The organism is Nonomuraea sp. NPDC049725 (assembly GCF_040674795.1).
GTDB lineage: Bacteria > Actinomycetota > Actinomycetes > Streptosporangiales > Streptosporangiaceae > Nonomuraea > Nonomuraea ceibae.
The window spans coordinates 212262-238481 of the sequence record NZ_JBFANJ010000002.1 but is presented as its reverse complement, the minus strand read 5'-3'; the positions used below and the strand labels follow the sequence as shown (position 1 = coordinate 238481).

Genomic DNA, 26220 nt, shown 5'->3' with positions numbered 1-26220 from the left:
GGCGAGCCGGCGGCCGCGCGGCCGCCGGGGGGCGACGCGCTAGGGAACCGGGTCGCGGTCGCGGACGAAGCAGAGCAGGACCGCGCCCGCCAGCGGTCCCGCCGCCAGGGCCGCGAACGCCGCGCCGAACGAGCCGGTGGCCTGGAACACCGCGCCGATCACCACCGGCACGGTGACGCTGCCGAGCTGCCACAGCGCGTTCGCAGCCCCGGCCGCCGTGCCCGCCAGCCGGATGCCCGCCAGGTCGGGGACCATCGCCACCAGGAGCGGGCTGTAGAGGTAGGCGCCCAGCCCCAGGAAGGGCGCCGCCACCAGGAACTCCGCTGGCGTGCGCAACTGCCCGAACACCAGCAGCGCGACCACGAAGTACAGCAGCACGCCGATGGCCGGCTGCCTGCGCCCCTTGCCCATGAGGTCGGTGGCCAGCCCGACGAGCGGCTTGCACACCACGGCCACGACCGCGAACATCACGACCACGGTGCCCGCCGTGACCGGGTCGACCCCGCTGCCCTTGATCATGAGCGTGTTGGACCAGGTGACGAACCCGTACGTGCCCCACAGCGCGCCGAACCCGGCCAGCCCGAGCAGCAGCAGGTCACGGTCGGCCAGCAGCGGCCGGGGGTCCGGCCGCACCGCCCGCACCGCCCAGCCCGCCTGTCCCGCCGCCCCGTCGCGCAGGAACAGCGCGCACGCCACCGCCACCGCCATCGAGACGATCCCGAACAGCCGGTAGGAGAACTGCCAGTCGTACGCCCCGATCAGGCGCGGCACCACCGCGTTGGCGATCACCGTGCCGAGCGAGGTCGCCGTCAGGTACACGCCCACGGCCGTCCCGCGCTCCCGGCCGGGGAACCAGGTCGCGACGAGCTTCAGCCCCGCCGAGTAGTCGGCCCCGGCGAACAGCCCGATCAGCCCCTGGAGCGCGATCCCCGCGCCCGCCGACGGGCTCGACCCGAACGCCAGCATGCCGCCGCCGGCCACGAGCAGCGACCCCGACAGCACGGCCCGTGCCCCGACCCGGTCGGTCAGCGCCCCGCCCGCCACGTTGGAGATCACGTAACCGGCGTAGTAGGCGGTCGCGAACACGCCCAGCCCGGCCAGCGACACCCCCAGCCCCTCGCCCACCGCCACCGCCGCCGGCCCCCAGGCGGACCGGTCGAGCGACGTCATGGTGAACGACGCCCAGCACAGCAGGAGCACCACCCACCGATACCCGGGGGCGCGCGACAGCGAGCGGGCGATCACGCTGAGTCATTCTGCTATACCCGCAGGTCACAGGGGAGCGGCCGACCCGACGATCAGCTGAGGAGCTTGCGGGCCGCCTGTTCGATCTCCTCCTCCGACAGCAGGACGTGCCGGGCCGCGTCGCCGAGCGGGATGAAGCTGTCGGACGAGGTCACGCGGGCGATCTTGCCCTCGAAGCCGGCGTCGAGCAGCTCGGCCACGATGCCCTCCGACACGCCGCCGGTGTGCCGGGTCTCGTCGGCGATGAGCACCTTGCCCGTCAGCTCCGCCGCCCGCAGCAGGTCCTCCACCGGCAGCGGGGCCAGCCAGCGCAGGTCGAGCACCCGGCAGCTGAACCCCTCCTGGGTGAGCCGCACCGCCGCCCGCAGGCTCATCCGCAGCCCGTTGCCGAACGTGACGATCGTCAGGTCGCGCCCCTCGCCGTAGGAGCGGGCCCGGCCGATCGGCACGTGCGTCTCCGCCCAGCGCGACGGCGGCGCGTACGGGGCGAGCCAGCCGCCGTCGCCCTCGTCGAACAGGTCCTTGGTGTGGTAGAGCGCGATCGGCTCCAGGAAGACGCAGACCGATCCCTGGGTACGGGCCGCCGCCAGGCAGGTGCGCAGCATCGAGGCGGCGTCGTCGGGCCGTGACGGGGAGGCGATGACGAGCCCCGGGATGTCGCGCAGCGCGCCCACGGCGTTGTCGTTGTGGAAGTGGCCGCCGAACCCCTTCTGGTAGGCGTAGCCGGCCACCCGCACGACGAGCGGGTTCGGGAAGGCGCCCTGGGAGAAGAACGACAGCGTGGCCGCCTCGCCCCGGATCTGGTCGATGGCGTTGTGCAGGTAGGCCAGGTACTGGATCTCCGGCACCGGCAGCAGCTTCGACACCCCGGCGCCGAGCGCCAGCCCGAGCACGGCCTGCTCGTCCAGGTGCGTGTCGAACACCCGGGTGTGGCCGAAGCGCTTCTGCAGCCCCCGGGTGACGCCGTAGACGCCGCCCTTCTTGGCCACGTCCTCGCCGAAGACCATCATCTCCGGGTAGACGGCCAGCGCGTCGGCGAGCGTGCGGTTGATCGCCTGGCAGAGCGTCACGCCGCCCTCGGACTCCGGCAGCGTCCCGGCGAACGCCTTCTCGCGGATCGACGCCTCCGCCGCCACCGGGCTGATCTTCGCGATCAGGTCGGCCTGGCGGGGGGCGATCGGCGCCATGATGTCGCGGGCGGAGCCGAGCCGCGGGGTGCGGGTGGTCTCCAGCGCGATCCGCAGCACGTGCTCGCGCGACAGCTCGTAGCGCGACAGCAGCTCCTCGGGGGTGGCCTGGCCGGCTTCGACGAGCAGCCTGGCCGTGGCCACCAGCGGGTCGCGTTCCAGGTCGGCGCGAATGTCCCGCTGCGTGCGGTAGGCCAGCTCGACGTCGGAGCCCGCGTGCCCCATCAGCCGCACGGTGGACAGGTGCAGGAACGCGGGGGAGCGGTGGGTGCGCACGTGCTCGGCCGCCTGCCGCGCCACGTCGTACGCCTGCGCGAGGTCGCAGCCGTCGGCGGCGAAGTACGTGATGCCGGGGCGCCGGGCGGCGGCCTCCACCCAGCCCTTGGGGGTGCGGACGCTGATGCCGATGCCGTTGTCCTCGCACACGAACAGGATCGGCAGCGGCTGCCCCTGGAAGGTGGCGTAGGCGGCGGTGTTGAACGCCGTCAGCGCCGAGGCGTGGTTGGCCGAGGCGTCGCCGAAGCTGCACACGGTGATCGCGTCGTCCGGCCACGCCGAGGGGGCGCCGAGCGCGCGGGCCCGCTCGATGGCGAACGCCACGCCGACGGCCCGGGGCAGGTGGCTGGCGATGGTGGACGTCTGCGGGATGACCGCCAGGTCGGGGTGGCCGAACACCTTGTGCCGCCCGCCCGCGATCGGCTCGTCGGCCGAGGCGGTCAGGCCCAGCAGCACGTCGCGGATGCCCTGCTCGGGCAGCCGCCCGGCCTGCTCCGACCGGGTCAGGTAGAAGGCGCCGGAGCGGTAGTGGAGCAGGGCGGGGTCGCCGGGCCGCAGGGCCGCGGCGACGGCCGCGTTGCCCTCGTGACCGGCCGAGCCGATCGTGTAGAAGCCCTCGTCCTGCTCGCGCAGCCAGCGGGCCGCGATGTCGAGCAACCGGCTGTCGACCTGCCGCTTGTAGAGCCTGCGGCACTCCGCGCCGGTGAGCGTGGTGCCGTCGCGGACGGGGTCGGCGGGATCTCGCGCCGCGCCGCCCTCAAGAGCCGTAACCGCCTGGATGAAATGAGTCTCAACAGTGTCGCGCGCCACAAAGCCGATTATGTCTGTCCGCGTGGCGTCCGTCTGCCAGTCGGCGTGGACAGGTGCTGGACCGGTCCGATTGACCCCTTTCTATAACAGCTTGTCAGAATTCTGAACTTGGGGCGTCCGATCCTCGTCTACTGGTAGAAGCACGTGGCACCCTCAATGCCGCGTTGAAACCCCTGGGGTATCCAGAAAGGAACCCGAATGTTACAACGCACCCGCGTGGCCGCCGTCGCGCTCGCGGTCGGCGCCGGGGCTCTGGCCCTGACCCCGACGGCGTCGGCGGTCGCCGAAACCACGGCGGAGACCATCTCCCGGGTCGACGTCAGCCCGTCCCCCGTGGTGATCTTCGACAAGCCCGTCAAGGCGACGTTCACGTTCACCACCAAGGGCGCAGGAAAGGCCGAGCTCCAGCTCAAGGCCCCCGGCGACGCGGGCGTCTTCACGCCCGTCGAGGTCAAGCCGTCGCCTCACGGCCAGGAGACCAGGTGGACGGCCACCAAGGAGTTCACCGCCGCCAACGCCGGCGTCTGGAACTTCCTCGCCATCGCCGGAGACGCCTCCGCCAAGGGCACCTTCCAGGTGAAGAAGGCGCTCGACACCAAGGTGGTGGAGTTCGACGCCGACCCCGACCTGGTCGAGAAGGGTGACCGGCTCAGGGTCTCGGGCAAGCTCGAGGCCGAGGGCAAGGCGTACGGCGGGCAGAAGGTCACCATCACCTTCCGCGCCCGCGGCACCGACGCCTACCGGCACGTCACCACCGTCACCACCCGCCGCAGCGGCTGGTTCTCCGCCCACGTCCGGGCCGGGGCGACCGGCTGGTGGCGGGCGGAGTTCGGCGGCAACGCCGAGGCCAGGTCCTCCGTCAGCGACACCGACCGCGTCTCCGTGCGGTGGCGCGACCGGGACAGCCGCATCACCGGCTTCAACGCCTACCACGAGCCCGTCACCCGCGGTGACCGGCTCAGCTTCACCGGCACCCTCCAGGCGGAGGGCTGGCGCGACCTGCCGGGCGAGCGCGTGTCCATCATGTTCAAGGAGCACGGCTCCAGCCACTGGCGGCGCGTCACCAGCGACGTGACCGACAGGGACGGCCGCTTCTGGGCACGGGCCACCGCGTACGACTCCGGCTGGTGGCGCGCCGAGTTCGACGGCGCCCGCGGCGTCGACGGCTCGGTCAGCGGCACCGACTGGGTCCGCGTCGTCGAGCCCACCCCGCCGCCGGCGGTCAAGGCCGACACCCGCGTCATCTCCTTCAACGCCTACCCGGAGCCGGTCAAGCGCGGCAAGCACCTGAGGTTCCGGGCCAAGCTGCAGGTCGACGACGAGGGCGACTGGGACGGCTACAAGGGCAAGGTGCGGCTGTACTTCAAGCCCTCCGGGTCCGCGAAGTACTCCTACGTCAAGTCCACCTGGTCCAACAGCAGCGGCAAGATCTACACCAAGGTCAAGGCCTGGAAGTCGGGCCGCTGGAAGTTCGTCTATCAGGGCGACGACGACACCTACGGTGACACCAGCGGTTCGGACTACGTCCGCGTGAAGCGCTGACCGTCCGGCCCGTCCGACCGGCAGGCGCGAGGCCCGGGACCGCTGCGGTCCCGGGCCTCGTCCTTTGCCCAGAGTGTTAACGAGCGTTAACAGCGGCCTCCAGCGCCGCCCCGGCCATGGCGTGCAGCAGCGGGCGCATGGCCTCGCCCGGCAGCTCCCCGGCGCTGTGCGGCGTGGAGTTGAGCAGGCCGAACACCGCGTGCGTGGCGGCGCGCAGCCGGGCGGCCGGGCAGGCCGGGTGCAGCTCGGCCAGCACCGTCACCCACTCCTCCACGTACAGCCGCTGCAGCCGCCTGATCTGCCGCCGCTCCCGCTCGGGCACGTTGCCCAGCTCCCTGTCGTGCACGGTGATCAGCGCCGGCTGCTCGATGGCGAAGGTGATCTGCACGTGCAGCAGCGCGTCGAGCGTCTCGGCCGGGCCGGTCGAGGAGGTGACGACGGCCGCCGCCGACTCGCGCAGCCGGGAGCTGACGTCGAGCAGCATCTCCGCCAGCAGCGCCTCCTTGCCCGCGAAGTGCCGGTAGAGCGCCGGGCCCGAGACGCCCACCGCGGCGCCGATGTCCTCGATCGGCACGCCGTGGAACCCGCGTGCCGCGAACAGCTCTGCGGCGGCCCGGAGGATTTCCGCGCGCCTGTTTCCCCGATTGCGGGTAGGGGTCGGAGCAGTCGTCACGTCTCACATGCTAGACGATTACGTTAATGGTGACTAACATCGCGGCCATGACGAGAGGGGACACATGAGCGACTGGCCGGTGCTCAAGTCGGCCGCCGCCCCGGGGGCCGAGGCGTACAAGAGCAACGCCGAGCGCAACGAGCGGCTCGCGGCCGAGCTGCGCGAGCGCCTCGCCGCCGCCGCGCCGGGCGGCCCCGAGCGATCGCGGCAGCGTCACGTCTCGCGCGGCAAGCTGCTGCCGCGCGACCGCGTCGACGGCCTGCTCGACCCCGGATCGCGCTTCCTGGAGCTGTCGCCGCTGGCGGCCAACGGCCTCTACGACGACCAGGCGCCCGCCGCCGGGATCATCACCGGCGTCGGCCGCGTCTCCGGCCGCGAGTGCGTGATCGTGGCCAACGACGCCACGGTCAAGGGCGGCACCTACTACCCGCTGACCGTCAAGAAGCACCTGCGGGCCCAGGAGGTGGCGCTGCACAACCGGCTGCCGTGCCTCTACCTCGTCGACTCCGGCGGCGCCTTCCTGCCCAAGCAGGACGAGGTGTTCCCCGACCGCGAGCACTTCGGCCGCATCTTCTACAACCAGGCCACGATGTCGGCGCGCGGCATCCCGCAGATCGCCGCCGTGCTCGGCTCCTGCACCGCCGGCGGCGCGTACGTGCCGGCGATGAGCGACGAGGCGGTGATCGTGCGCGGCCAGGGCACGATCTTCCTCGGCGGCCCGCCGCTGGTGAAGGCCGCCACCGGCGAGGAGGTCAGCGCCGAGGAGCTGGGCGGCGGCGACCTGCACGCGCGCGTCAGCGGCGTCACCGACCACCTCGCCGAGGACGACGCGCACGCGCTGGCCATCGTCCGCGACATCGTCGCCACGCTCGGCCCGCGCGCCGAGCGGCCCTGGGACACCGTCGCCCCCGAGCCGCCGCGCCACGACCCGCGCGACCTGTACGGGCTGATCCCCGCCGACACGCGGCAGCCGTACGACGTACGCGAGGTCATCGCGCGCCTGGTCGACGGGTCGCGCTTCCTGGAGTTCAAGGCCGAGTACGGCACCACGCTCGTCACCGGGTTCGCCCATCTGCACGGCCACCCGGTCGGGATCATCGCCAACAACGGCATCCTGTTCAGCGAGTCGGCGATGAAGGGCGCGCACTTCATCGAGCTGTGCGACCAGCGGCGCATCCCGCTGGTGTTCCTGCAGAACATCAGCGGCTTCATGGTCGGCAAGGCGTACGAGGCGGGCGGCATCGCCAAGCACGGCGCCAAGATGGTCACGGCCGTGTCGTGCGCGCGGGTGCCCAAGTTCACCGTGGTGATCGGCGGGTCGTTCGGGGCGGGCAACTACGCGATGGCCGGGCGTGCCTACTCGCCCCGGTTCCTGTGGATGTGGCCCAACGCGCGGATCTCCGTCATGGGCGGCGAGCAGGCCGCGAACGTGCTGACCACCGTGGGCGACGCCGACGCCGACGCGATCCGGGCCCAGTACGAGCACCAGGGCAACCCCTACTACTCCACCGCCAGGCTGTGGGACGACGGGGTGATCGACCCGGTCGACACCCGCACCGTGCTCGGGCTGGCGCTCTCCGCGGCGGCCAACGCGCCGCTCGACCCCATCGGCTACGGCGTCTACCGGATGTGATCATGGCTGACTCGCTGTTCTCTCGCGTGCTCGTCGCGAACCGGGGGGAGATCGCGCTACGGATCATCCGCACCCTCCGGAAGCTCGGCATCGGCTCCGTCGCGGTGCACACCGCCTCGGACCGGGACGCCCCGCACGTCCACGCCGCCGACATAGCCCACCAGGTCCCGAAATATCTGGACATGGAGGCGATCGTGGAGGCCGCCCGCGCCACCGGCGCCGAGGCCGTCCACCCCGGCTACGGCTTCCTCGCCGAGAACGCCGCTTTCGCCCGCCTGTGCGCCTCGGCCGGGATCGTCTTCGTCGGCCCGCCGCCGGAGGCCATCGAGGCGATGGGCGACAAGATCCGCGCCAAGGCCACCGTGTCGGCCGCCGGGGTCCCCGTCGTCCCCGGCGCCGCCGAGCCGCACGACTCCCTCCTGGACTGGCCGCACTTCCCGGCGCTCATCAAGCCATCAGCCGGCGGCGGCGGCAAGGGCATGGTCCTGGTCCGCTCGGCCGCCGAGCTGCCCGACGCCCTGGAGTCGGCCCGCCGCACGGCCACCGCCGCGTTCGGCGACGGCACGCTGCTCATCGAGCGGTACGTGGCCAACCCGCGCCACATCGAGATCCAGGTCTTCGCCGACGCCCACGGCGGCGTCGTCCACCTCGGCGAGCGCGAGTGCAGCCTGCAACGGCGGCACCAGAAGATCATCGAGGAGTCGCCGTCCCCCTTCGTCGGCCCCGGCCTGCGCGCCCGCATGGGCGCCGCCGCGGTCGAGGCCGCCCGCGCCGTCTCCTACACCGGCGCCGGCACCGTCGAGTTCATCGTCGACGGCACCACCGGCGACTACCACTTCATGGAGATGAACACCCGCCTCCAGGTCGAGCACCCCGTCACCGAGATGGTGACCGGGCTCGACCTGGTCGAGCTGCAGCTCCGCGCCGCCGCCGGCCAGCCGCTCCCGCTCACGCAGGACGACGTGCGTCTCCAGGGCCACGCGGTCGAGGCCCGCCTGTACGCCGAGGACCCGGCGCGCGGCTTCCTGCCCACCGGCGGCCGGATCCTCGCCCTGCGCACCCCCGAGGGGGTGTCCGTACGCGTCGACTCCGGCATCGCCGAGGGCGGCGTCGTCGGCACCGAGTTCGATCCGATGCTCGCCAAGGTCATCGCCTGGGCCCCGGACCGGGAGCAGGCGCTGCGGAGCCTGGACCGGGCGCTGGCCGGCACCGTCGTGCTCGGCGTCACCACGAACGTGCCCTTCCTGCGGTCGCTGCTCGCCCACCGCGCCGTACGCGACGGCGACCTCGACACCGGCCTCGTCGAACGCGCCCTGCCCGAGCTGGACCTCGACGCCCCCACGCCCACCGAGGTGGCGGTCGCGGCGGCGCTGGCCTTCCACGACCGGCCGCGCGGCGCCGACCCGTGGGACGTCGCCGACGGCTGGCGGGTCGGCGAGCCCGCGTGGACCACCTGGCGCGTCGAGGCGCGTGACGGCGTCCACACCGTCCGGGTCAGCGGGCTGCCGCACGAGTCCGCGTACGTCCGCACCGGCGACGACGGCCCGCCCCAGCACGCGGTCCTGCGCGCCGACGGCTCCGGCCTGGAGGTGACCGCCGGCGGCCGGACCACCCGCTACGAGCAGGCCCGCGACGGCGACACGCTCTGGCTCGGCCGCGACGGCGCCGCCTGGGCGCTGACCCGGCACCGCGTCGGCGACCCCGGCGACCGGCCCGGAGCCGCCCTGGCGGGCGACGGCGTGGTGCGCAGCCCCATGCCGGGCACCGTCCTGGTGGTCAAGGCGCAGCCCGGCGAACGGGTCGCCGAGGGCCAGCCGCTGCTGATCGTGGAGGCGATGAAGATGGAGCACACCGTCACCGCGCCCCGCGACGGCGTCGTCGCCGAGCTGCCCGTGCGCGCGGGCCAGCCGGTCGACATGGACGCCGTCCTGGCCGTGGTCGCCGAGGAGGAGGAGCGATGAGCCCCGCCCACCCGATCGAGGGCCTGCCGAGGCAGGTCACCGTGTACGAGGTCGGCCCGCGCGACGGGCTGCAGAACGAGTCGGCGATCGTGCCCGTCGAGGTCAAGGCCGAGTTCGTGGACCGCCTCGCCGACGCCGGGCACAAGATCATCGAGACGACCAGCTTCGTGCACCCCCGCTGGGTGCCGCAGCTCGCCGACGCCGAGGAACTGCTCGGCAAGCTGCGCCGCAGGCCCGGCGTCCGCTACCCGGTGCTGGTCCCCAACGAGCGCGGCCTGGAACGGGCGCTCGCCCACGGCGTCGAGGAGATCGCCGTGTTCGCCAGCGCCACCGAGACGTTCGCGGCCAAGAACCTCAACCGCGGCCTGGAGAGCCAGTTCGAGATGTTCGAGCCGGTCGTCGCCGCCGCCGTCGAGAACGGCGTGCGGGTGCGCGCCTACGTCTCGATGTGCTTCGGCGACCCGTGGGAGGGCCCGACGCCCGTCAGCCAGGTGGTCGCCGTGGGCGAGCGGCTGCTCGGCCTCGGCTGCTACCAGCTCTCGCTCGGCGACACGATCGGCGTCGGCACCCCCGGCCACGTCGCCGCGCTCATCGAGGCGTTCGGCTCCCCGGACCGGCTCGCCGTGCACTTCCACGACACCTACGGCCAGGCGCTGGGCAACACGCTGGCCGCCCTGAGGGCCGGCGTCACGACCGTCGACGCCTCCACCGGCGGCATCGGCGGCTGCCCCTACGCCGAGTCCGCCACCGGCAACCTCGCCACCGAGGACCTGGTCTGGATGCTGCGCGGGCTCGGCATCGAAACCGGCCTCGACCTGGACAAACTCGTCTCCACCAGCACCTGGCTGGCCCAGCGGCTGGGCCGGCCCAGCCCGTCGCGCGTCGTCCAGGCCCTCTCGAAAGGCTGACCATGCTGACCCCTGAACACGAAGAACTGCGCAAGACCGTCGAGGCGTTCGCGCGCGACGTCGTCGCCCCGGTGATCGGCGACTACTACGAGCGGGAGGAGTTCCCGTACGAGATCTTCCGTCAGATGGGCGCGATGGGGCTGTTCGGGCTGCCGATCCCGGAGGAGCACGGCGGCATGGGCGGCGACTACTTCGCGCTCTGCCTGGCGCTGGAGGAGCTGGCCAGGGTCGACTCCAGCGTGTCGATCACGCTGGAGGCGGCCGTGTCGCTGGGCGCGATGCCGATCTACCGGTTCGGCAGCCCGGAGCAGCGCGAGCGCTGGCTGCCGAAGCTCGCCTCGGGCGAGATGCTGGGCGCGTTCGGCCTGACCGAGCCGGGCGGCGGCTCCGACGTGGCCGGCGGCATGCGCACCACCGCCGTGCTCGACGGCGACGAATGGGTGATCAACGGGACGAAGGCGTTCATCACCAACTCCGGCACCGACATCACCGGCGTCGTCGGCGTGGCCGCCATCACCGGCGAGCGGGAGATCTCCACGATCCTCGTCCCGAGCGGCACCCCCGGCTTCACCGTCTCCAAGAAGTACTCCAAGGTCGGCTGGAACGCCTCCGACACCCGCGAGCTGTCCTTCTCCGACTGCCGGGTGCCCGCCGCCAACCTGCTCGGCGAGCGCGGCCGGGGCTACGCCCAGTTCCTGCAGACGCTCGACGAGGGCCGCGTCGCCATCGCCGCGCTCAGCGTCGGCCTCGCGCAGGGGTGCGTGGACGAGTGCCTGAAGTACGTGCGCGAACGGCGCGCGTTCGGCCACCCGATCGGCCACTACCAGGCCATCCAGTTCAAGATCGCCGACATGGAGGCCCGGGCCCACACCGCCCGCCTGGCCTACTACCACGCGGCCGAGAAGATGCTGGCCGGGGTGCCGTTCAAGAAGGAGGCGGCGATCGCCAAGCTCGTCTCCTCCAACGCCGCCATGGACAACTCCCGCGACGCCACGCAGATCTTCGGCGGCTACGGGTTCATGAACGAGTTCCCCGTCGGCCGCTTCTATCGCGACGCCAAGATCCTGGAGATCGGCGAGGGCACCAGCGAGGTCCAGCGGATGCTCATCGCCAGGCAGCTCGGCCTCGGCGACCTGTGAGACGGCGCTGACGTGGGGAGTGGACGGGGCGTCGAGCAGGATCTAGGGTCACACGGCATGACGGCTGACGATCTTCTCATCCGGAGAGTCGAGGAGGCGGACGCGGACGAGGTGTTCGCGCTCGCGCGCGAGTTCGGGCTGACGTTCCGGCCCGAGCGCGACGCCTTCGACCGCGCGCTGCCCGCGCTGCTGCGCGACGACGACACGATGGTGCTGGCGGCCGTCGTCGACGGGCGGGTGCACGGCTACCTGCTGGGGTACGTGCACCTGACGCTGTTCGCCAACGGGCCCGTCGCCTGGGTGGAGGAGGCGATGGTGCGCAGCGGGAGCCGCAGGCAGGGCATCGGGCGGTCGCTGCTGGAGGAGTTCGAGACGTGGGCCAGGTCCCGCCAGGCCCGTTACGTGGCGATGGCGACCAGGCGGGCGCCGGAGTTCTACCACGCGCTCGGCTACGAAGCTTCCGCCACCTTCTACCGCAAGGTGCTCAAATGACGTGAAACCCAAGGTCCTAGAGGTAAAGCTGTCATAGCGGGATGGCATGCTTGGGGTGTGAGCATCCACACCGTGAGCCCCCAGTTCGTCGGGCGTGCCCGCGAGCTGGCCGCGCTACGCGGCGCGCTCGACGAGGCACGCGCCGGCGGGGCCTGCACCGTGCTCGTCGGCGGCGAGGCGGGGGTCGGCAAGACGCGGCTGGTCGGCGAGTTCACCGCCTCGGCCGGCGACGCCCTGACCCTCGTCGGCGGATGCATGGAGCTCGGCACCGAGGGCCTGCCGTTCGCCCCCTTCACCGCCGTCCTGCGCGACCTGGTCCGGCGGCTGGGCCGCGACGAGGTCGCCGCCCTCGTCCCCGGCGGTGACACGCGCGGGCTGGCCCGCCTGCTGCCCGAGTTCGGCCAGCCGGGCCCCGAAGGCCGCGAGGCCCGCGCCCGGCTGTTCGAGCAGGTGCTCGGGCTGCTGGAGCGCCTGGCCGAGGACCGCCCGGTCGTGCTCGTCGTCGAGGACGCCCACTGGGCCGACCGCTCCACCCGCGACCTGCTCTCCTTCCTGGTGCGCTACCAGCGCGGCGAGGCCCGCCTGCTCATCGTCGTCACCTACCGCTCCGACGAGCTGCACCGCGCCCACCCGCTCCGCCCGCTGCTCGCCGAGCTGGCCCGCGTCGGCTGGGTGACCCGGCTGGAGCTCGGCAGGCTCACCCGCAGGGAGGTCCTGGAGCAGGCCGCCGGCATCCTGGAGCGCCGCCCGTCGCCCGCCGACATGGACATGATCTACAGCCGCAGCGAGGGCAACCCGCTGTTCGTCGAGGCGCTGCTCGGCGACCCCGGCGGCGACACGCTCCCCGAGTCGCTGCGCGACCTGCTCCTGGCCAGCGTCGAACGGCTGCCCGACGAGACCCAGGAGCTGCTGCGCGTGGCCAGCGCGGGCGGCCAGCGCATCGAGCACGACCTGCTCGCCGCCGTCGCCGGCCTCGACGAGACCGCGCTCTCGGGCGCGTTGCGGCCCGCCGTCGCCGGCAACGTCCTCGTCGTCGACGGCGAGGGCTACGCCTTCCGCCACGCGCTCATCCGCGAGGCCCTGCACGACGACCTGCTGCCCGGCGAGCACACCCGCCTGCACACCCGCTACGCCGAGGCGATCAGCCGCGACCTGTCCATGCTGCCCGCGCCGCGCGGCGCCATCGAGCTCGCCCACCACTGGCACGCCGCCCGCGACAACACCTGGGCCCTCATCAGCGCCTGGGGAGCGGCCGCCGCCGCCCGCCAAGCCACCGCCTTCGACGAACAGCTCCGCATGCTGTCACGCGTGCTGGAGCTGTGGGACCGGGTGCCCGACGCCGCCAAGCGCATCGGCGCCCCGCACGCCGAGGTGCTCCGCCTCACCTCCGTCGCCGCCTACCAGGCCGGCGAGTTCGAGCGCGGCGCCGCCCTGGCCTCGGCCGCGCTGGAGGAGATCGACCGGCAGGCCGAGCCCGACACCGCCGCCCGGCTGCTGCGCCACCGCGGCCTCATCCGCTTCAGCCTGAGCCGCCCCGGCTACGTCGACGACCTGCGCGAGGCCGCCGGGCTGGTGCCCGCCGACCCGCCCACCAGGCTGCGCGGCCAGGTGCTGGAGACGCTGTCCCGCATGCTGACCAGGCCCGACCAGCTCGAGGAGAAGATCTCGACCGCCCGCCAGGCCATCGAGATCGCCCGCCAGGTGGGCGACGACTCCACCCACGCCCACGCGCTCATCGACCTCACCTGGGCCCAGTGCCGCTACACCGACGCCGAGGGCCCCATCGCCGGGTTCGCCGAGGCGCGGCGCATCGCCGACCGAGCCGGCGCGTACTTCGCGGTGATGCGGGGCACCATCTCCGAGTCCGACGCGCTGGAGGGCGCCGGCCGCCACGAGCAGGCCGCCCAGGTGGCCCGCGAGGGCATCGCGATCGCCGAGCAGTACGGCCTGGCGCGCTCCTCCGGCACCTTCCAGGCGATCAACCTGGCCGAGCCGCTGTTCTCGCTCGGCCGCTGGGACGAGGCGCTCGAAGTCATCGAGCACGCCCTCGCCCTGCTGCCGCCCGCCCCGCACCAGGCCAGCCTCCAGGGCCTGGCCGCCGACATCGCGCTGGCCCGGGGGCAGGCCGACCGGGCCGAGGCGCTGGTGGCCTCCTCCCGCAAGGTGCTCTCACGCGGCGCGTTCCGCTCCCAGTCGGTGCTGCCGCACGCCTGCCGCGAGATCGAGCTGCTGGAGGCCCGGGGCCGCCTCGACGAGGCACGCGAGGCCGCCGCGCGGGCGCTGCGCGAGCACGACCTGATGGACGACTCCCGCTACTCCTGGCACCTGCTCCTCACGCTCGCCCAGCTCGGCGGCCCGTTCCTGCCCGAGCTGCGCTCGACCGCCGGATGGGTCGCCGTCGAGGGCCGCCTCCAGCGGGCCCAGCGCCAGACCTTCCTCGCCCTCACCGGCCCCGCCCCCGGAGACGACGCCGAGGACACTGGCGCCTGGCGCCTGGCCGCCTGGCAGGCCGCCGCGTCCGCCTGGGCGGAGCTGAAGCAGCCCTACGCCGAGGCCAGGGCGTCGCTGGGGGCCGCGCACGCCGCGCAGGCGCTCGGCGACCGGCAGGAGGCCACCGCCCGGCACGCCCGCGCCCGTGATCTCGCCGAGCGGCTGGCGGCGGTGCCGCTGCTGGACCAGCTCGACGCGTTCGCCCGCCGCGCCCGGCTGGCCGTCGCCGACGGCGCCGCCCCCCAGGGGCAGCCGCTCGGCCTGACGGCCCGCGAGCTGGAGGTGCTGGAGCAGGTCACGCGCGGACGCAGCAACCGGGAGATCGCCGCGGAGCTGTTCATCTCGATCAAGACGGTCAGCGTGCACGTCTCCAACATCCTGGGCAAGCTCGGCGCCTCCACCCGGGGCGAGGCCGCCGCCAAGGCCCACGCGATGCGCCTGTTCGACCAGTGACGCGGCTCGCGGGGGCCCGGCTCAGCCGGTGAGCTGGGCCTCCAGCCTGTAGCCGTCGACCGTCACGTACACCTGGTCGCCAGGACGGGCGTTCAGGCGCATGAGCACCGGCTGGAGCGAGTCGAACACCGGCTGGTGGCCCTGCCACACGAGCACGATGGCGTTGTCGCCGGGACCGGTGACCGACAGCAGCGTGCCCGGCCGCATGCCGAGCTGCGCCGCGTAGCCCTCCGGGACCGGCACCGGGCCGCCGCGCAGGTGCTCGGGCGTGACCTCGATGCGCTGCCAGCGGCGCGGGTCCGACGACGGGCTCGGCAGCGGGGGCGGTGGCGTCGAGGGGGCGCCCGCCAGGCCGCCGCCGGGCAGCACCGGCGAACGGCCGCCCGACAGGGCCGAGAGCGTCGCCAGGGCCGCCGACGGGTCGATCGACCCGGCCGGGGCCGGCGGGATGGGCTGGCCGCCGCGATGGTGGTGGCCGTTCGCTCCCGGGGTACGGCGCGGCAGCGGCTGCGCCGGGGCCGAGGCCGCCGCGACCGGGTCGGCCGACTCCGACGGCAGCGCGTCCAGCCACGCCTTCGCCGAATGGGTGCGGATGCCGAGCTCCGCCAGCAGCTCCACCGGGTCGGCGTCCGGCGGGGCCGACGCCAGGAGCTGCCGGGTGCGGGCCTGGAGGCCGTGGATGTCGCCGACGACGAGCCAGCCGTCCTGCAGCCTGCGGTCGGGCATGAGCGTCACCAGCACCCGCCACAGCGGCGTGCGCAGGCTCGGCACCGTCACCGGGTGCGCCGGGTCGGCGCCGATCAGCTGATCCTGTGTCGCCGCCGCGCCCAGCCACTCCGTCAGGCGGAACATGTGCCCGGTCACCGGGGCCGACTCCGACGAGCGCAGCCAGTGCAGCACCCGCTCCTCGGCGGTGCGCTGCGCCTGGGACAGCACCTCACGCTCGACCAGCATCTTGTGCGCCAGCGTGCGCAGGCTGACCGGGTCCTCGGCGAACAGCCGGTGTACGGCGACGGCGAGTTCGAGCTTGTTGAGGCCGCGGAACAGGCCGTCCACGACCCGCACCATGGCGTGGTCGGTGTCGGAGAGCGCCGGGGTCGGGCGCGGCGCCCCCGGGGCGGCCGGCGGGCCCTGCGGGGGGCGGGACGCGGTGGGGCGCTGGGGGAGCGGGGTCCCGTTCTCGTTCACGGCGGGGAAGGAGCCGGTGCCGCGCTGGGGAGCGCTCTCCCCCACGGCGGGGAAGGACCCCGTACCGGGACCACCCGGGAACGCCGGGCTGCCAGGGAGGGGCGTGCCCGGCTGCGCGGGGCCTCCCGCTTGCGGCGGGCCGGGGTTGCCCGGCTGCGGCGCCCCGCTCCCGGGCGCGCCCGGTTGCGTCGGCCCGGCCGCCGGGAAGGGGCCGCTGGTGGGGCTGCCCGGGAACTGGTCGCCGCCCACGGCGGGGAACGGGCCGCTGCCGGGGCCGGCCGGTGCGTTCCCGCTCGTGGCGGGGAAGGAGCCGGTGTCGCGGTCGGAGGAGCCGCCGTCGGGCGGGAAGGTCGCGCCCGGGGGGACGGAGCCGGGGGCGGCGGGCGCGGGGAACGGGCCGGTGCCCGTGGGGCCGCCTCCGGGCGGGAAGCCCGGCGCGGACGGGCCGCCCGGGTAGGCGGCGCCTCCCTGCGGGGCGGCCTCCCCCTGGGCGGCGAGAGGCGCGGGCGTCTGCGCGGGGGGCGGGCCGGAGGGGCGCTGTCCCGGGTACGGACCGGGGACGGGGCCGCCGGGGACCGGACCGCCAGGTACGGGACTGCCCGGGACCAGACCTCCGGGGACGGGCCCGCTGGGGACGGAGCCGCCAGGGGTTCCCGGCGCGGGGCCGACGGCGGGCTGCGGGCCGGTGGCGGGGTGCGGGCCGACCGCCGGCTGCGGGCCGGTGACTGGGTGCGGGCCGGTGGCGTCGCGGCGCTGCTGGACCGGGCGGGTGATCTCGGGCGACTGGACGGCGCGGGCCGCCGACTCGGGCTGGGCCGCCAGGTGGCCGAGCACCTCGCGGAACACCGTGCCCATCACCGCTTCGGGCGTCGCCGACGGCGTCTTCAGGTCGGCGGGCGACAGGCGGCGCAGCCGGTGCCAGCCGCCCAGCCCGGCGATGGCCGTACGGGCGGGTTCGGGCCAGCCGGAGAGCCCCGGGTCGACGGGGTGCAGCGTCAGCGCGGGCAGCAGATCGCCCAGCGGCAGGTAGTCCCAGCGGGACGAGGCGAGCAGCGCCAGCCGGTCACAGATCCAGTCGAGCCCGGCCGTGCCCAGGGCTCTGGTCAGCGCCTGCGAGGACCACCAGGCGGCGGGCAGGCGCGGGTCGGCCAGGGCCTCCGCCACCTGCTGCGGCCGGCTCCAGCGCAGGGCAGGGACCAGGTCGCTCAGGCAGATCGATGACTCGACTTCCATCGGCGGACCTTATCCTCCCCAGTGAACCACGTGGCGCATGTGACTGTTGGTGCAGCCTACGCGGCAAGCTATCAATCGGTGTGAATAGGGTAAAGACGCTTCACGTCCAAACCGTACCGTGGCCGACCGCCTACCAGGGCCACGCACTCCGCCCCCGCACGGCATCCCGCCTCCAGAGCGGCCCTTTCGCCCGCGCCGTCGAGCGTGGCCGCGAGGAACCCGGCGGCGAACGCGTCGCCCGCGCCGGTGGAGTCGATCGTCTCGGTGTCGGCCGGGCCCGCCTCGGCGACGACCTGCCCGCCCGTGGCCACGAGGGCGCCCTGGGACCCCAGCTTCACCACGGCGGTCCCGTACCTCTCGCTGAGCACCTCGGCGGCGCGCTCGGGAGTGGCGGCGCCGCTGAGGAGGAGAGCTTCGTCACGGTTCGGGAAGATCAGGTGGGCCAGTGCCGACTCGTGCAGGAACCGTTCGACGCCGAACTCGCGCAGCGGGTTCGTGGAGGCGGGGTCGACGCTGATGGCGACGCCGGCGGCGGCCGCCTTGGCCATGGCGAGCCGGGCCAGGCCCAGGCCGGGCTCGCTGAACAGCAGGTAGCCCGACACGTGCAGGCGGCCGACGCCGTCGAGCAGGGAGTCGTCCCAGTCGGCCTCGGAGATCAGGCCGCCCGCGCCCCGGTTCGTCAGCATGGAACGTTCGCCGGACTTGTCCACCATGGCGATGACGACGGCCGTCGGGTTGTCGGCGTCGATCCGGACGTACGGGCGGACGCCCGCCTTGGCCAGCTCGGCGATGTGCCATTCGCTGCTGTCGTAGCCGCAGCGGGCCAGCAGGCCCACGTCGGCTCCCAGGGTGGCGGCCCAGGCGGCCGTGTTGGCGCCGGAGCCGCCGGGGCGGAGCACGATGTCGGCGGCGATCTCGGAGGCCGACATGACGGGGGCGCCGTGCAGCGCCACCACGTCGGTCACCACGTCGCCGATGACCAGGAGCCCCTTGTGGCTCACGATCGCGACCACGCCAGGGCGATGCGTGACGCCAGTGCCGTGTTGCCGCGTACGGCGGCCAGGTTCGCCTCCAGGGACGCGCCGGACGTGCCGCGCACGAGGTAGCCGAGGAGGAACGGGGTGATCGCCTGACCCGTGACGCCGCCGGCCTCGGCGGCGGCCAGCGCCTCGGCCAGCACGCGGTCGTGCAGCTCCGGGTCGAGCTGCTGGTCGACGGGCACCGGGTTGGCGACGATGAGCGCGGTCTCCTGGCCGCCGAACGCGTCCTGGCCGCGCATGATCGCGGCGGCGTCCTCCGGCGACTCGATCCGCCACTCCACGGGCTGGCCCGACGAGTGCAGGTAGAAGCCGGGGAACGTCTCCGTCCGGTAGCCGGCCACGGTCACGCCGCGCGTCTCCAGGCGCTGCAGGGTCGCGGGCACGTCCAGGATCGACTTGACCCCGGCGCACACCACGGTGATGCGGGTGCGGGCCAGCGTGTCGAGGTCGGCCGACTCGTCCTGCTCCTCGGTCCAGCCGCGGTGCACGCCGCCGAGCCCGCCCGTGGCGAACACCCGGATACCGGCCCGCGCCGCCAGGAACGACGTCGCCGACACGGTCGTCGCGCCGCTCGCCTTGAGCGCCGCCGCCACCGGCAGGTCGCGCTGGCCCAGCTTGCGCAGCCCCGACTCGGTGGCGATGCGCTCCAGCTCCACCTCGGTCAGCCCGATCCTGGCCACGCCGTCGAGCACCGCGATCGTCGCCGGCACCGCGCCGGCCGACCGGACGATCTCCTCCAGCTCCCGGGCGACCTCCAGGTTGCGCGGCTGCGGCAGCCCGTGGGAGATGATCGTGGACTCCAGCGCCACCACCGGCGCACCGGCGGCCAGGGCCTGGGCGACCTCGTCGGAAGGCTGGAGAAGGGAGTCGGCGGTGGCGCGCATGGTGGGTTTCTTGCTCCTCGGGTGGGTCCAGGCAGTGCCTAGGGTGAACGGCGTCTTTTGCAGACTTTGTTCCAAACTGAGCACGTTACGGCCGGACCGCTCGCACGTCCACTCGGAGATCAGATCAGCAGCGCCACACCCGCCAGCGAGACGCCCCCGACAAGCGCGGTGGCGATCCCGCCCAGCAGCACGGCCCGCCCGCCCTGGAGCAGTCTCCGCACGTCGATCCCGGTGCCCAGCCCGAACAGGGCGGCCGCCATCAGCATATTCGTCACCGAGGGCAGCTCCCGCGTCACGTCGTCCGGCACGACCCCGGTGGCCCGCACCAGCACCATCGCGAGGAATCCGGCCACGAACAACGGCACCACCGGCGGCCTCCTCCCCGCCCGGGGCCCGGAGCGCACGGACCGGCGAGCGGCGAGCGCCACCAGCGGCGCGAGCAGGATCACCCGGCCGAGCTTGACCGTGACCGCCACCGCCAGCACGCCTGTCGCCGCGCCGATCGCGGCGACCTGCGCCACCTCGTGCACCGCCGCGCCCGTCCAGATCGCGAGCTGCTCCCGCGACAGCCCCAGCCACGAGGCCACCAGCGGCACGACCACGATGGCCGCGCTCCCGTACAGCACCACCACGCTCAGCGCGCTCGCCGCCTCGTCGTCGTCGCCCCCCGCGCTGTCGCGCATGGCCGCGATCGCCGCCGCCCCGCAGATCGACACCCCGGTCCCCACCAGCAGCGACGTCCCCGGGCTCACGCCCAGGCGGCGGCCGATCAACGGCGTGAGCACGAACGTCACGCCCGTCGCCACCACCACGACCGCCATCGCCCGCCACCCCGTCGCCAGCAGCTGCGGCACCGAGATCTGCAGCCCCAGCAGCACGATCGCCACCCGCAGCACCCGCCGGGACACGAAGTGCAGCCCCGCCCGCGACGCGACGCCCACCCCTCCCGCCGCGGCCAGCCCCGCCCCCGCCACCACCGCGACGACGGCCGCGCTGAACGCCGGCACCACCGCGTTCACCCCCATCGCCACCCCGGTCCCCACCGCCGCGACCCCCACCCCCGGCCCCAGCGTCCGGACCCGCGACCACCCCTCGGACAGGCGGCCCCCACGCGACCGGACCGCCCCCTCGGCCCGCGCCCGGCCCTGGCCGGCCGCCCCTCCGCCCGGCCGCACCGACCCCGCGGACCACCGGCGCGACCGGACCCTCCGGCCCAGGCGCGACCCTTCCGACGCCCAGCTCGTCCGCGGTCCTTCCGACTGCCAGCTCGTACGCGGTCCTTCCGGCGCCCAGTTCGTCCGCGACCCGTCCGGCGCCCAGCTCGTACGCGGTCCCTCCGGCTGCAGGTGCGCGCGGGAGGAGGACGGGACGCCGGGCGACGGCAGGCGGACGGTGCGCGGGCGGCCGGGGACGGGACGGGACGGGCCCCGGCGGGGGAAGCGGAAACGGCGGCTGAGCGGCATGGTCCCAGTCTTCGGCGGGCCGGCGGGCGCCGGTAGCCGCGGCTTGGGTGGGAGGTCATAGCCTGGGGCTATGAGTGAGCTGCCTGACCTCGCGTCGCTGAAACTGCTGGTCGACGTCGGAGAACTCGGCAGCCTGGGCCGCGCCGCCAAGGCGGCGGGCATCGCCCAACCCTCCGCGAGCAAGCGCATCGCCCACCTCGAACGCCGCCTCGGCCTGCCGCTGCTGGAGCGGACGCCGCGCGGGTCCACGCTCACCGCCGAGGGCCGCATGGTGGCTGGATGGGCCGCCGAGCTGGTGTCCGCCGCCCAGGAGCTCGTACGGGCCGCGCAGGCCGTCCGGCACGGGGCGGCGGCGCACCTGCGGGTCGCGGCGAGCATGACCATCGCCGAGTACCTGGTCCCGCGCTGGCTCGGCGAACTCCAGAACCGCGAACCCGGCGTGCCCGTCGGCCTCGACGTGGTCAACTCCGCCGACGTGGCCGCGCGGGTGCTGGGCGAGGAGGTCGAGCTCGGGTTCGTCGAGGGGCCGAACGTGCCGGACGGGCTGGCCAGCCGCGTCGTCGGCACCGACCGGCTCGTGGTCGTCGTCGCGCCCGGCCACCCCTGGACCCGCCGCCGCACCGCGCTGCGAGGGCCCGAGCTCGCGGGCACGCCGCTCGTCGTGCGCGAACGCGGGTCCGGCACCCGCGAGACGCTCGACCGGGCCTTCCGCGAACTCCGCCAGGCCAGCCCCCGGCTGGAGCTCGGCTCGAACTCCGCCGTCAAGGGCGCCGCCCAGGCCGGCGCCGCGCCGGCCGTCCTCAGCGGCTACGCCGTCGAGGCCGAGCTCGCCACCGGCCGCCTCGTCGAGGTCCCCCTGGCGGGGATCAACCTCGTCCGCACCCTGCGCGCCGTCTGGCGCCAAGGCCGCCCCCTGACCCACCCGGCCGCCACCCTCCTCGCCATCTCCAGCCGCCCCTGACCCACCCCCGGCCCGACCCGCTGGCCCCCACCCTGGCCACCCACCCCCGCCTCTGTCCCCAGTCCCGACCCCCGACCCCCGACCCCGGCCCTCCGGCCCCGGCCCCGGCCCCACGGCCCTCGGCCCCGGCCCCCTGGCCCCGGCCCAGGCCCCCTGGCCCCGGCCCAGGCCCCCCGGCCCCGGCCCAGGCCCGACCCCGCCGCCCACCGGCCCTCACCCCGGCGCCCAGGCCGGCCGGCCTTCGGCGTACCGGTCTGCCCCGCATCGCCCTGGCCCCCGCCATCTAGCCCCGGTCGGCCCCGACCGGACCCGGAGGGTCGGGGCCGGGAGCAGGGGGCGGCCCCCGGCCCTCGGCCCCGGCTCCGGCCCGCCCCCCGTCCCGGGCGGCCCCCGTCCCGGCCCCCGGCCCCCGGGTCCCACCAGCCCGCTCCTCGGCTCGGCCCGGGCTGAGGCCCCACCGCTCCGTGGGGACGGGCGCCGCAGGGGCCCGCCGGGGGGTCGCCCGGGCGGTCGGCGGTGGCGCGTGCGGGTGGTGCGGTCGCCGGAGGCGTCGGGCGGGGCGTCCGGTGGGAGGTTGCGGCGCATCCGGGCGGTCGGCGGTGGCGCGCGGGTGGTTTGGTCGCCGGGCGCCGGGCGGGAGGTTGTAGCGCATCCGGGTGGTCAGCCCTCCGGGGGGCCTTCCCACGGCAGGTGCTCGGGGCGGACAAGCCGCTGGGGTGGCCTTCCAACAGCAGGTGCCTCGGGGTGGCCAAGCTGCTGGGGTGGTCTTCCAACAGCAGGTGCCTCGGGCGGAGGCGGGGTTGGGAGGGCGTGTCTCTGGGAGGTGGTGCGGGATATGGTGCCGGGATGGGTGCGTATGACGTGGTTGTGGCCGGTGGGGGTCACAATGGGCTGGTCGCGGCGGCCTACCTGGCGGGGGCCGGGCGGCGGGTGCTGGTGCTGGAGCGGCAGGACCACGCGGGCGGCCTGGCGATCTCCGCGCGGCCGTTCCCGGGCGTCGACGTACGCCTGTCGCGCTACTCGTACCTGGTCAGCCTCCTCCCGACGAAGATCGTCAAGGATCTGGGTCTCGGCCTGGAGTTGCGCAGGCGCCGGTATGCCTCGTACACCCCCAAGGGGGACATCGGGCTGCTCGTGGACGGCGGGGACGCTGAGCGGACGAGGCGGTCGTTCCTGGAGGTGACGGGCGGGGAGGCCGACCACACCGCATGGCAGGACTTCTACGGCATGGTGGCCCGTACCGCCCAGGTGCTCGCGCCCACGCTGCTGGAGCCGTTGCGCACTGCGGCGGAGGTCGAGCGCATGGTGGGCGCGCGGGCGTGGGATGAGCTGTTCGCGCGGCCCATCGGGGAGACGGTGGACGAGCGGTTCGGCGACGACACGGTGCGCGGGGTGGTGCTGACGGACGCGCTGATCGGGACGTTCGCCGATCCGGCCACCGACCTGCTGGCGAACCGGTGCTTCCTCTATCACGTGATCGGCGACGGCACGGGGGAGTGGAACGTGCCGGTCGGCGGCATGGGCGCGGTCTCGGGCGCGCTGGAGGACGCGGCCCGGCGCGCGGGCGCGGAGATCAGGACGGGCGCGGAGGTCGTCGGCATCTCGCCGTCGGGGGAGGTCACGTTCCGTACGGAGGGCGCCGAGCACACGGTGACCGGCGGGCACGTCCTGGTGAACCTGCCCCCGGCCGTGCTGGACCAGGTGCTCGGCAGGGCGCCAGAGCAGCCGGAGGGCGCCCAGCTCAAGGTGAACATGGTGCTCAGCCGGCTGCCCAGGCTCAAGGACGGGGCGGTCGACCCGGTCGCGGCCTTCAGCGGGACGTTCCACATCAACGAGGGGCGCGACCAGCTCGCCCGGGCGTACGCGCAGGCGGCGGCGGGCGTGATCCCGGAGCTGCCGCCGGCCGAGGTGTACTGCCACTCGCTCACGGACCCGTCGATCCTCGGGCCGGAGCTGCGGGGGAGGGCGGAGACGCTGACGCTGTTCGGCCTCCACATGCCCGCCCGCCTTTTCCGGGAAAATCCGGATAAGGCCAGGGAGGATGCCCTGCGCGCCACGTTCGCGTCGATCAACACGGTCCTGGCCGAGCCCATCGAGGACTGCCTCCTGCGCGCCCCCGACGGCACGCCGTGCGTCGAGGCCAAGACGCCGGTGGACCTGGAGAACGAGGCCGGGCTGCCCGGCGGCCACATCTTCCACCGCGACCTGAGCTGGCCGTACGGGGACGAGGGCGGCTGGGGCGTCGAGACCGGGCACGAGCGGATCCTGCTGTGCGGCGCGGGCGCCCGCCGGGGCGGCGGCGTCAGCGGCATCCCCGGCCACAACGCGGCGATGGCCCTCCTCGGCTGACCGGCGCCGCCAGCCCGCGTCCGCCGGCCCGCGTCCGCCCGCCCTGTCCGCCCGCCCGCGTCCGCCCGTACGACTGAACAGGGCCGGACAGGGCGGGCCGGTCGGGCAGGGAGCCGGACGGCGGACCAGACGGGGTGGCCGGGCGGGGAGGTCGGGCGGGTGGTCGCGTTCATCGCCTTCTCAGATTGCTCCTCTAGCGTGGTGGCATGAGTGAGCCCGCACGGTTGCTGGTGGTGGACGACGAGCCCGCGTTGCGCGAGGCGCTGCAGTCGAGCCTGGAGTTCGAGGGCTACCGGGTCGTCACCGCCGACGACGGGCAGGCGGCGCTGGAGGAGCTGGCCCGGCAGCCGTACGACGCGGTGCTGCTCGACGTGATGATGCCGCGGCTCGACGGGCTGACCGCCTGCCGCCGGCTGCGCGGGACCGGCAACCACGTCCCGGTGCTCATGCTGACCGCCCGGGACGCCGTCGGCGACCGGGTGTCGGGGCTGGACGCGGGCGCCGACGACTACCTGGTCAAGCCGTTCGAGCTGGACGAGCTGCTGGCCCGGGTGCGGGCGCTGCTGCGGCGCGGCGCGCTGAGCGCGGGCGAGCCGGAGCAGACGCTGGCCTTCGGCGACCTGCGCATGGACCCGGCAACCCGCGAGGTGACGCGGGGCGCCCGGCGGCTGGACCTCACCAGGACCGAGTACCTGCTGATGGAGCTGTTCCTGGCGCACCCCCGCCAGGTGCTGACGCGGGACCAGATCCTGGCCGAGGTGTGGGGGTTCGACTTCGAGCCGACGTCCAACTCGCTCGACGTGTACGTGATGTACCTGCGGCGCAAGACCGAGGCCGGCGGCGAGCCCCGGGTGATCCACACCGTGCGCGGCGTCGGCTACGTGCTCAGAGGCTCCTCGTGAGAAAGCGCAGCCTGCGCGCCCGCCTGACGCTCCTGGTGGCCGCGGCGGTGGCGATCGCGGTGGGCGTCTCGGCCGTCGGCACCTGGTACTTCGTCCGCAGGGAGCTGTCGTGGCAGCTCAACCAGTCGCTGCGGGAGACCGGCGAGCGCGTCCCCTTCGAACGCATGCAGAAGGCGACCCGGGAGTGCTCCGCCGAGCCGGTGAGCACGACCGGCTACGGCAAGTACCCGCCGTTCCCCGAGCCGATGCAGATCGTCTTCCCCGACGGCACCCGCTGCGTCATGGGCAACACCGCGATCAAGGTCACCCGCCGGGAGGAGGAGATCGCGAGCGGCTACCACGACCAGGAGCTCGTCTACGACGGCTACGCCGACGACGGCACCCCGCTGCGCGTGCTGGTCAGGAACGTCGACCGCGACGCCGCGTTCGTCATCGCCCGCCCCACCCACGAGCTGCAGAGCACGCTGCGCAGTGTGTCGATCCTGCTGGCGGCCGTGGCCGCGCTCGGCGTGCTCGTCGCCGCCACGGCTGGGCTGCTCGTCTCGCGCGCCGCGCTGCGCCCGGTGGGCCGGCTGACCAGGGCGGTCGAGCACATCGCGCAGACCGAGGACCTCGACACCCGCATCCCGATCGACGGCAGCGACGAGATCGCCCGGCTGAGCGCGTCGTTCAACGCGATGACCGCCGCGCTGGCCGGGTCGCGCGACCGCCAGCGGCAGCTCGTCGCCGACGCCGGGCACGAGCTGCGCACGCCGCTCACCACCCTGCGGACCAACATCGACCTGCTGCTGCGCAGTGAGCAGACAGGCCGCAGCCTCGACCCGGGCGCCAAGGAGCGGCTGCTGGTCAACGTCAAGGCGCAGTTCGCCGAGCTGTCCACGCTGGTCGGCGACCTGCTGCAGCTCGCCAGGGGCGACACCGACCACGAGCCGCACGCCGAGCTGCCGCTGCACGACGTCGTCACGGCCGCCGCCGGGCGGGCCAGGCTGCGCGGCGCCGAGGTCAGCACCGACCTGAGCCCCTGGTACGTGGTCGGCGGCGCCGCGTCGTTGGAACGTGCCGTGCTCAACCTCGTCGACAACGCCGCCAAGTTCAGTCCCGGCGGCCGGGTGGAGGTCGTGCTGCGCGACGGCGTGCTGACCGTGCGGGACCGGGGGCCGGGCATCGCGGAGGAGGAGCTGCCGCACGTGTTCGAGCGGTTCTGGCGCTCGCCGTCGGCTCGCTCGCTGCCGGGTTCGGGGCTGGGCCTGGCGATCGTCGCGCAGGCCGTGGCCGAGGTGGGCGGAGAGGTACGGCTCGGGAACGCGCCGGACGGCGGCGTGATCGCGACCGTCGAACTGCCGGGCCGCGCCACCCCGAGCTGACGGCTGTCATCCTGCTGCGGCCCAGGA

Annotated in this window: 18 protein-coding genes; 11 read left to right on the top strand and 7 right to left on the bottom strand. The window is 74.4% G+C overall.

The genetic code is table 11. The features are described 5' to 3' along the window. Positions 1-39 precede the first annotated feature (39 nt). Positions 40-1245, bottom strand: coding sequence for an MFS transporter (locus AB0J53_RS05550; protein WP_364168846.1), 1206 nt, complete (start codon positions 1243-1245; stop codon positions 40-42). A gap of 53 nt (positions 1246-1298) precedes the next feature. Further along, entirely contained in the window at positions 1299-3518 is a 2220-nt protein-coding gene (locus AB0J53_RS05545) for a thiamine pyrophosphate-dependent enzyme (RefSeq protein WP_364168844.1), read from the bottom strand. A 198-nt stretch (positions 3519-3716) separates the two neighbouring features. On the opposite strand from AB0J53_RS05545, the gene AB0J53_RS05540 reads away from it, so the two are divergent. Next, positions 3717-5060 carry a hypothetical protein gene (locus AB0J53_RS05540; protein ID WP_364168842.1) on the top strand — a complete coding sequence of 448 codons (1344 nt, stop codon included), beginning with the start codon at positions 3717-3719 and terminating at the stop codon, positions 5058-5060. 76 nt (positions 5061-5136) lie between these two features. Here the strand turns inward: AB0J53_RS05540 and AB0J53_RS05535 are convergent, their stop codons facing one another. Then, a complete protein-coding gene (locus tag AB0J53_RS05535; RefSeq protein WP_219511721.1) occupies positions 5137-5733 on the bottom strand; it encodes a TetR/AcrR family transcriptional regulator in 597 nt (198 codons plus the stop codon). 64 nt (positions 5734-5797) lie between these two features. Here AB0J53_RS05535 and AB0J53_RS05530 point away from each other — a divergent pair, with 64 nt between their 5' ends. The 6 genes from AB0J53_RS05530 to AB0J53_RS05505 are packed head-to-tail and all read left to right on the top strand — an operon-like array spanning position 5798 to position 14809. Then, positions 5798-7366: a carboxyl transferase domain-containing protein gene (locus AB0J53_RS05530; RefSeq protein WP_364168840.1), complete on the top strand. Its 1569-nt coding sequence runs from the start codon at positions 5798-5800 to the stop codon at positions 7364-7366. Positions 7367-7368: 2 nt separating this feature from the next. Next, positions 7369-9327: a biotin carboxylase N-terminal domain-containing protein gene (locus tag AB0J53_RS05525; protein ID WP_364168838.1), complete on the top strand. Its 1959-nt coding sequence runs from the start codon at positions 7369-7371 to the stop codon at positions 9325-9327. Further along, on the top strand, positions 9324-10235 hold the full coding sequence (locus AB0J53_RS05520; protein WP_364168836.1) for a hydroxymethylglutaryl-CoA lyase: 912 nt from the start codon (positions 9324-9326) through the stop codon (positions 10233-10235). The genes AB0J53_RS05525 and AB0J53_RS05520 overlap by 4 nt, the downstream gene beginning before the upstream one ends. A 2-nt stretch (positions 10236-10237) precedes the next feature. Continuing rightward, entirely contained in the window at positions 10238-11374 is a 1137-nt protein-coding gene (locus AB0J53_RS05515) for an acyl-CoA dehydrogenase family protein (protein ID WP_364168834.1), read from the top strand. Positions 11375-11431: 57 nt separating this feature from the next. Next, a complete protein-coding gene (locus tag AB0J53_RS05510) occupies positions 11432-11866 on the top strand; it encodes a GNAT family N-acetyltransferase (protein WP_219511737.1) in 435 nt (144 codons plus the stop codon). A 57-nt stretch (positions 11867-11923) separates the two neighbouring features. Next, positions 11924-14809, top strand: coding sequence for an AAA family ATPase (locus AB0J53_RS05505; protein ID WP_364168832.1), 2886 nt, complete (start codon positions 11924-11926; stop codon positions 14807-14809). A 21-nt stretch (positions 14810-14830) separates the two neighbouring features. On the opposite strand, the gene AB0J53_RS05500 is transcribed toward AB0J53_RS05505, so the two are convergent. The 4 genes from AB0J53_RS05500 to AB0J53_RS05485 form a co-directional block, all read right to left on the bottom strand. Beyond that, complete coding sequence (locus AB0J53_RS05500) at positions 14831-17230, bottom strand: hypothetical protein (protein WP_364168830.1); 2400 nt, start codon at positions 17228-17230, stop codon at positions 14831-14833. Between the two features lie 71 nt (positions 17231-17301). Beyond that, positions 17302-18243, bottom strand: coding sequence for a PfkB family carbohydrate kinase (locus tag AB0J53_RS05495; protein ID WP_308126080.1), 942 nt, complete (start codon positions 18241-18243; stop codon positions 17302-17304). Next, positions 18228-19154 (bottom strand): pseudouridine-5'-phosphate glycosidase, encoded by a 927-nt coding sequence (locus AB0J53_RS05490; RefSeq protein WP_219511742.1) that lies wholly within the window; start codon positions 19152-19154, stop codon positions 18228-18230. Before AB0J53_RS05490 ends, AB0J53_RS05495 begins: the two co-directional genes overlap by 16 nt. A gap of 119 nt (positions 19155-19273) precedes the next feature. Next, positions 19274-20617, bottom strand: coding sequence for a putative sulfate exporter family transporter (locus AB0J53_RS05485; protein ID WP_364168828.1), 1344 nt, complete (start codon positions 20615-20617; stop codon positions 19274-19276). Positions 20618-20687: 70 nt separating this feature from the next. Between AB0J53_RS05485 and AB0J53_RS05480 the strand changes: the two genes are divergently transcribed. The 4 genes from AB0J53_RS05480 to AB0J53_RS05465 all read left to right on the top strand — a co-directional run bounded on the left by AB0J53_RS05480 (position 20688) and on the right by AB0J53_RS05465 (position 26193). Then, the gene (locus AB0J53_RS05480) at positions 20688-21578 is read left to right on the top strand and encodes a LysR family transcriptional regulator (protein WP_219511747.1); all 891 of its coding nucleotides are present in this window, start codon (positions 20688-20690) and stop codon (positions 21576-21578) included. A gap of 846 nt (positions 21579-22424) precedes the next feature. After that, entirely contained in the window at positions 22425-23927 is a 1503-nt protein-coding gene (locus AB0J53_RS05475) for an NAD(P)/FAD-dependent oxidoreductase (RefSeq protein ID WP_364168826.1), read from the top strand. A 206-nt stretch (positions 23928-24133) separates the two neighbouring features. Beyond that, the gene (locus AB0J53_RS05470; protein ID WP_364168824.1) at positions 24134-24829 is read left to right on the top strand and encodes a response regulator transcription factor; all 696 of its coding nucleotides are present in this window, start codon (positions 24134-24136) and stop codon (positions 24827-24829) included. Beyond that, positions 24826-26193, top strand: a complete 1368-nt coding sequence (locus tag AB0J53_RS05465; protein ID WP_364168822.1) for a HAMP domain-containing sensor histidine kinase — start codon at positions 24826-24828, stop codon at positions 26191-26193. The genes AB0J53_RS05470 and AB0J53_RS05465 overlap by 4 nt, the downstream gene beginning before the upstream one ends. Positions 26194-26220 lie beyond the last annotated feature (27 nt).

Coding starts and splice junctions, on each gene's coding strand:
- AB0J53_RS05480 (WP_219511747.1), top strand. CDS start 20,688: ATGAGTGAGCTGCCTGACCTCGCGTCGCTGAAACTGCTGGTCGACGTC.
- AB0J53_RS05540 (WP_364168842.1), top strand. CDS start 3,717: ATGTTACAACGCACCCGCGTGGCCGCCGTCGCGCTCGCGGTCGGCGCC.
- AB0J53_RS05485 (WP_364168828.1), bottom strand. CDS start 20,617: ATGCCGCTCAGCCGCCGTTTCCGCTTCCCCCGCCGGGGCCCGTCCCGT.
- AB0J53_RS05500 (WP_364168830.1), bottom strand. CDS start 17,230: ATGGAAGTCGAGTCATCGATCTGCCTGAGCGACCTGGTCCCTGCCCTG.
- AB0J53_RS05475 (WP_364168826.1), top strand. CDS start 22,425: ATGGGTGCGTATGACGTGGTTGTGGCCGGTGGGGGTCACAATGGGCTG.
- AB0J53_RS05490 (WP_219511742.1), bottom strand. CDS start 19,154: ATGCGCGCCACCGCCGACTCCCTTCTCCAGCCTTCCGACGAGGTCGCC.
- AB0J53_RS05530 (WP_364168840.1), top strand. CDS start 5,798: ATGAGCGACTGGCCGGTGCTCAAGTCGGCCGCCGCCCCGGGGGCCGAG.
- AB0J53_RS05515 (WP_364168834.1), top strand. CDS start 10,238: ATGCTGACCCCTGAACACGAAGAACTGCGCAAGACCGTCGAGGCGTTC.
- AB0J53_RS05525 (WP_364168838.1), top strand. CDS start 7,369: ATGGCTGACTCGCTGTTCTCTCGCGTGCTCGTCGCGAACCGGGGGGAG.
- AB0J53_RS05470 (WP_364168824.1), top strand. CDS start 24,134: ATGAGTGAGCCCGCACGGTTGCTGGTGGTGGACGACGAGCCCGCGTTG.
- AB0J53_RS05510 (WP_219511737.1), top strand. CDS start 11,432: ATGACGGCTGACGATCTTCTCATCCGGAGAGTCGAGGAGGCGGACGCG.
- AB0J53_RS05520 (WP_364168836.1), top strand. CDS start 9,324: ATGAGCCCCGCCCACCCGATCGAGGGCCTGCCGAGGCAGGTCACCGTG.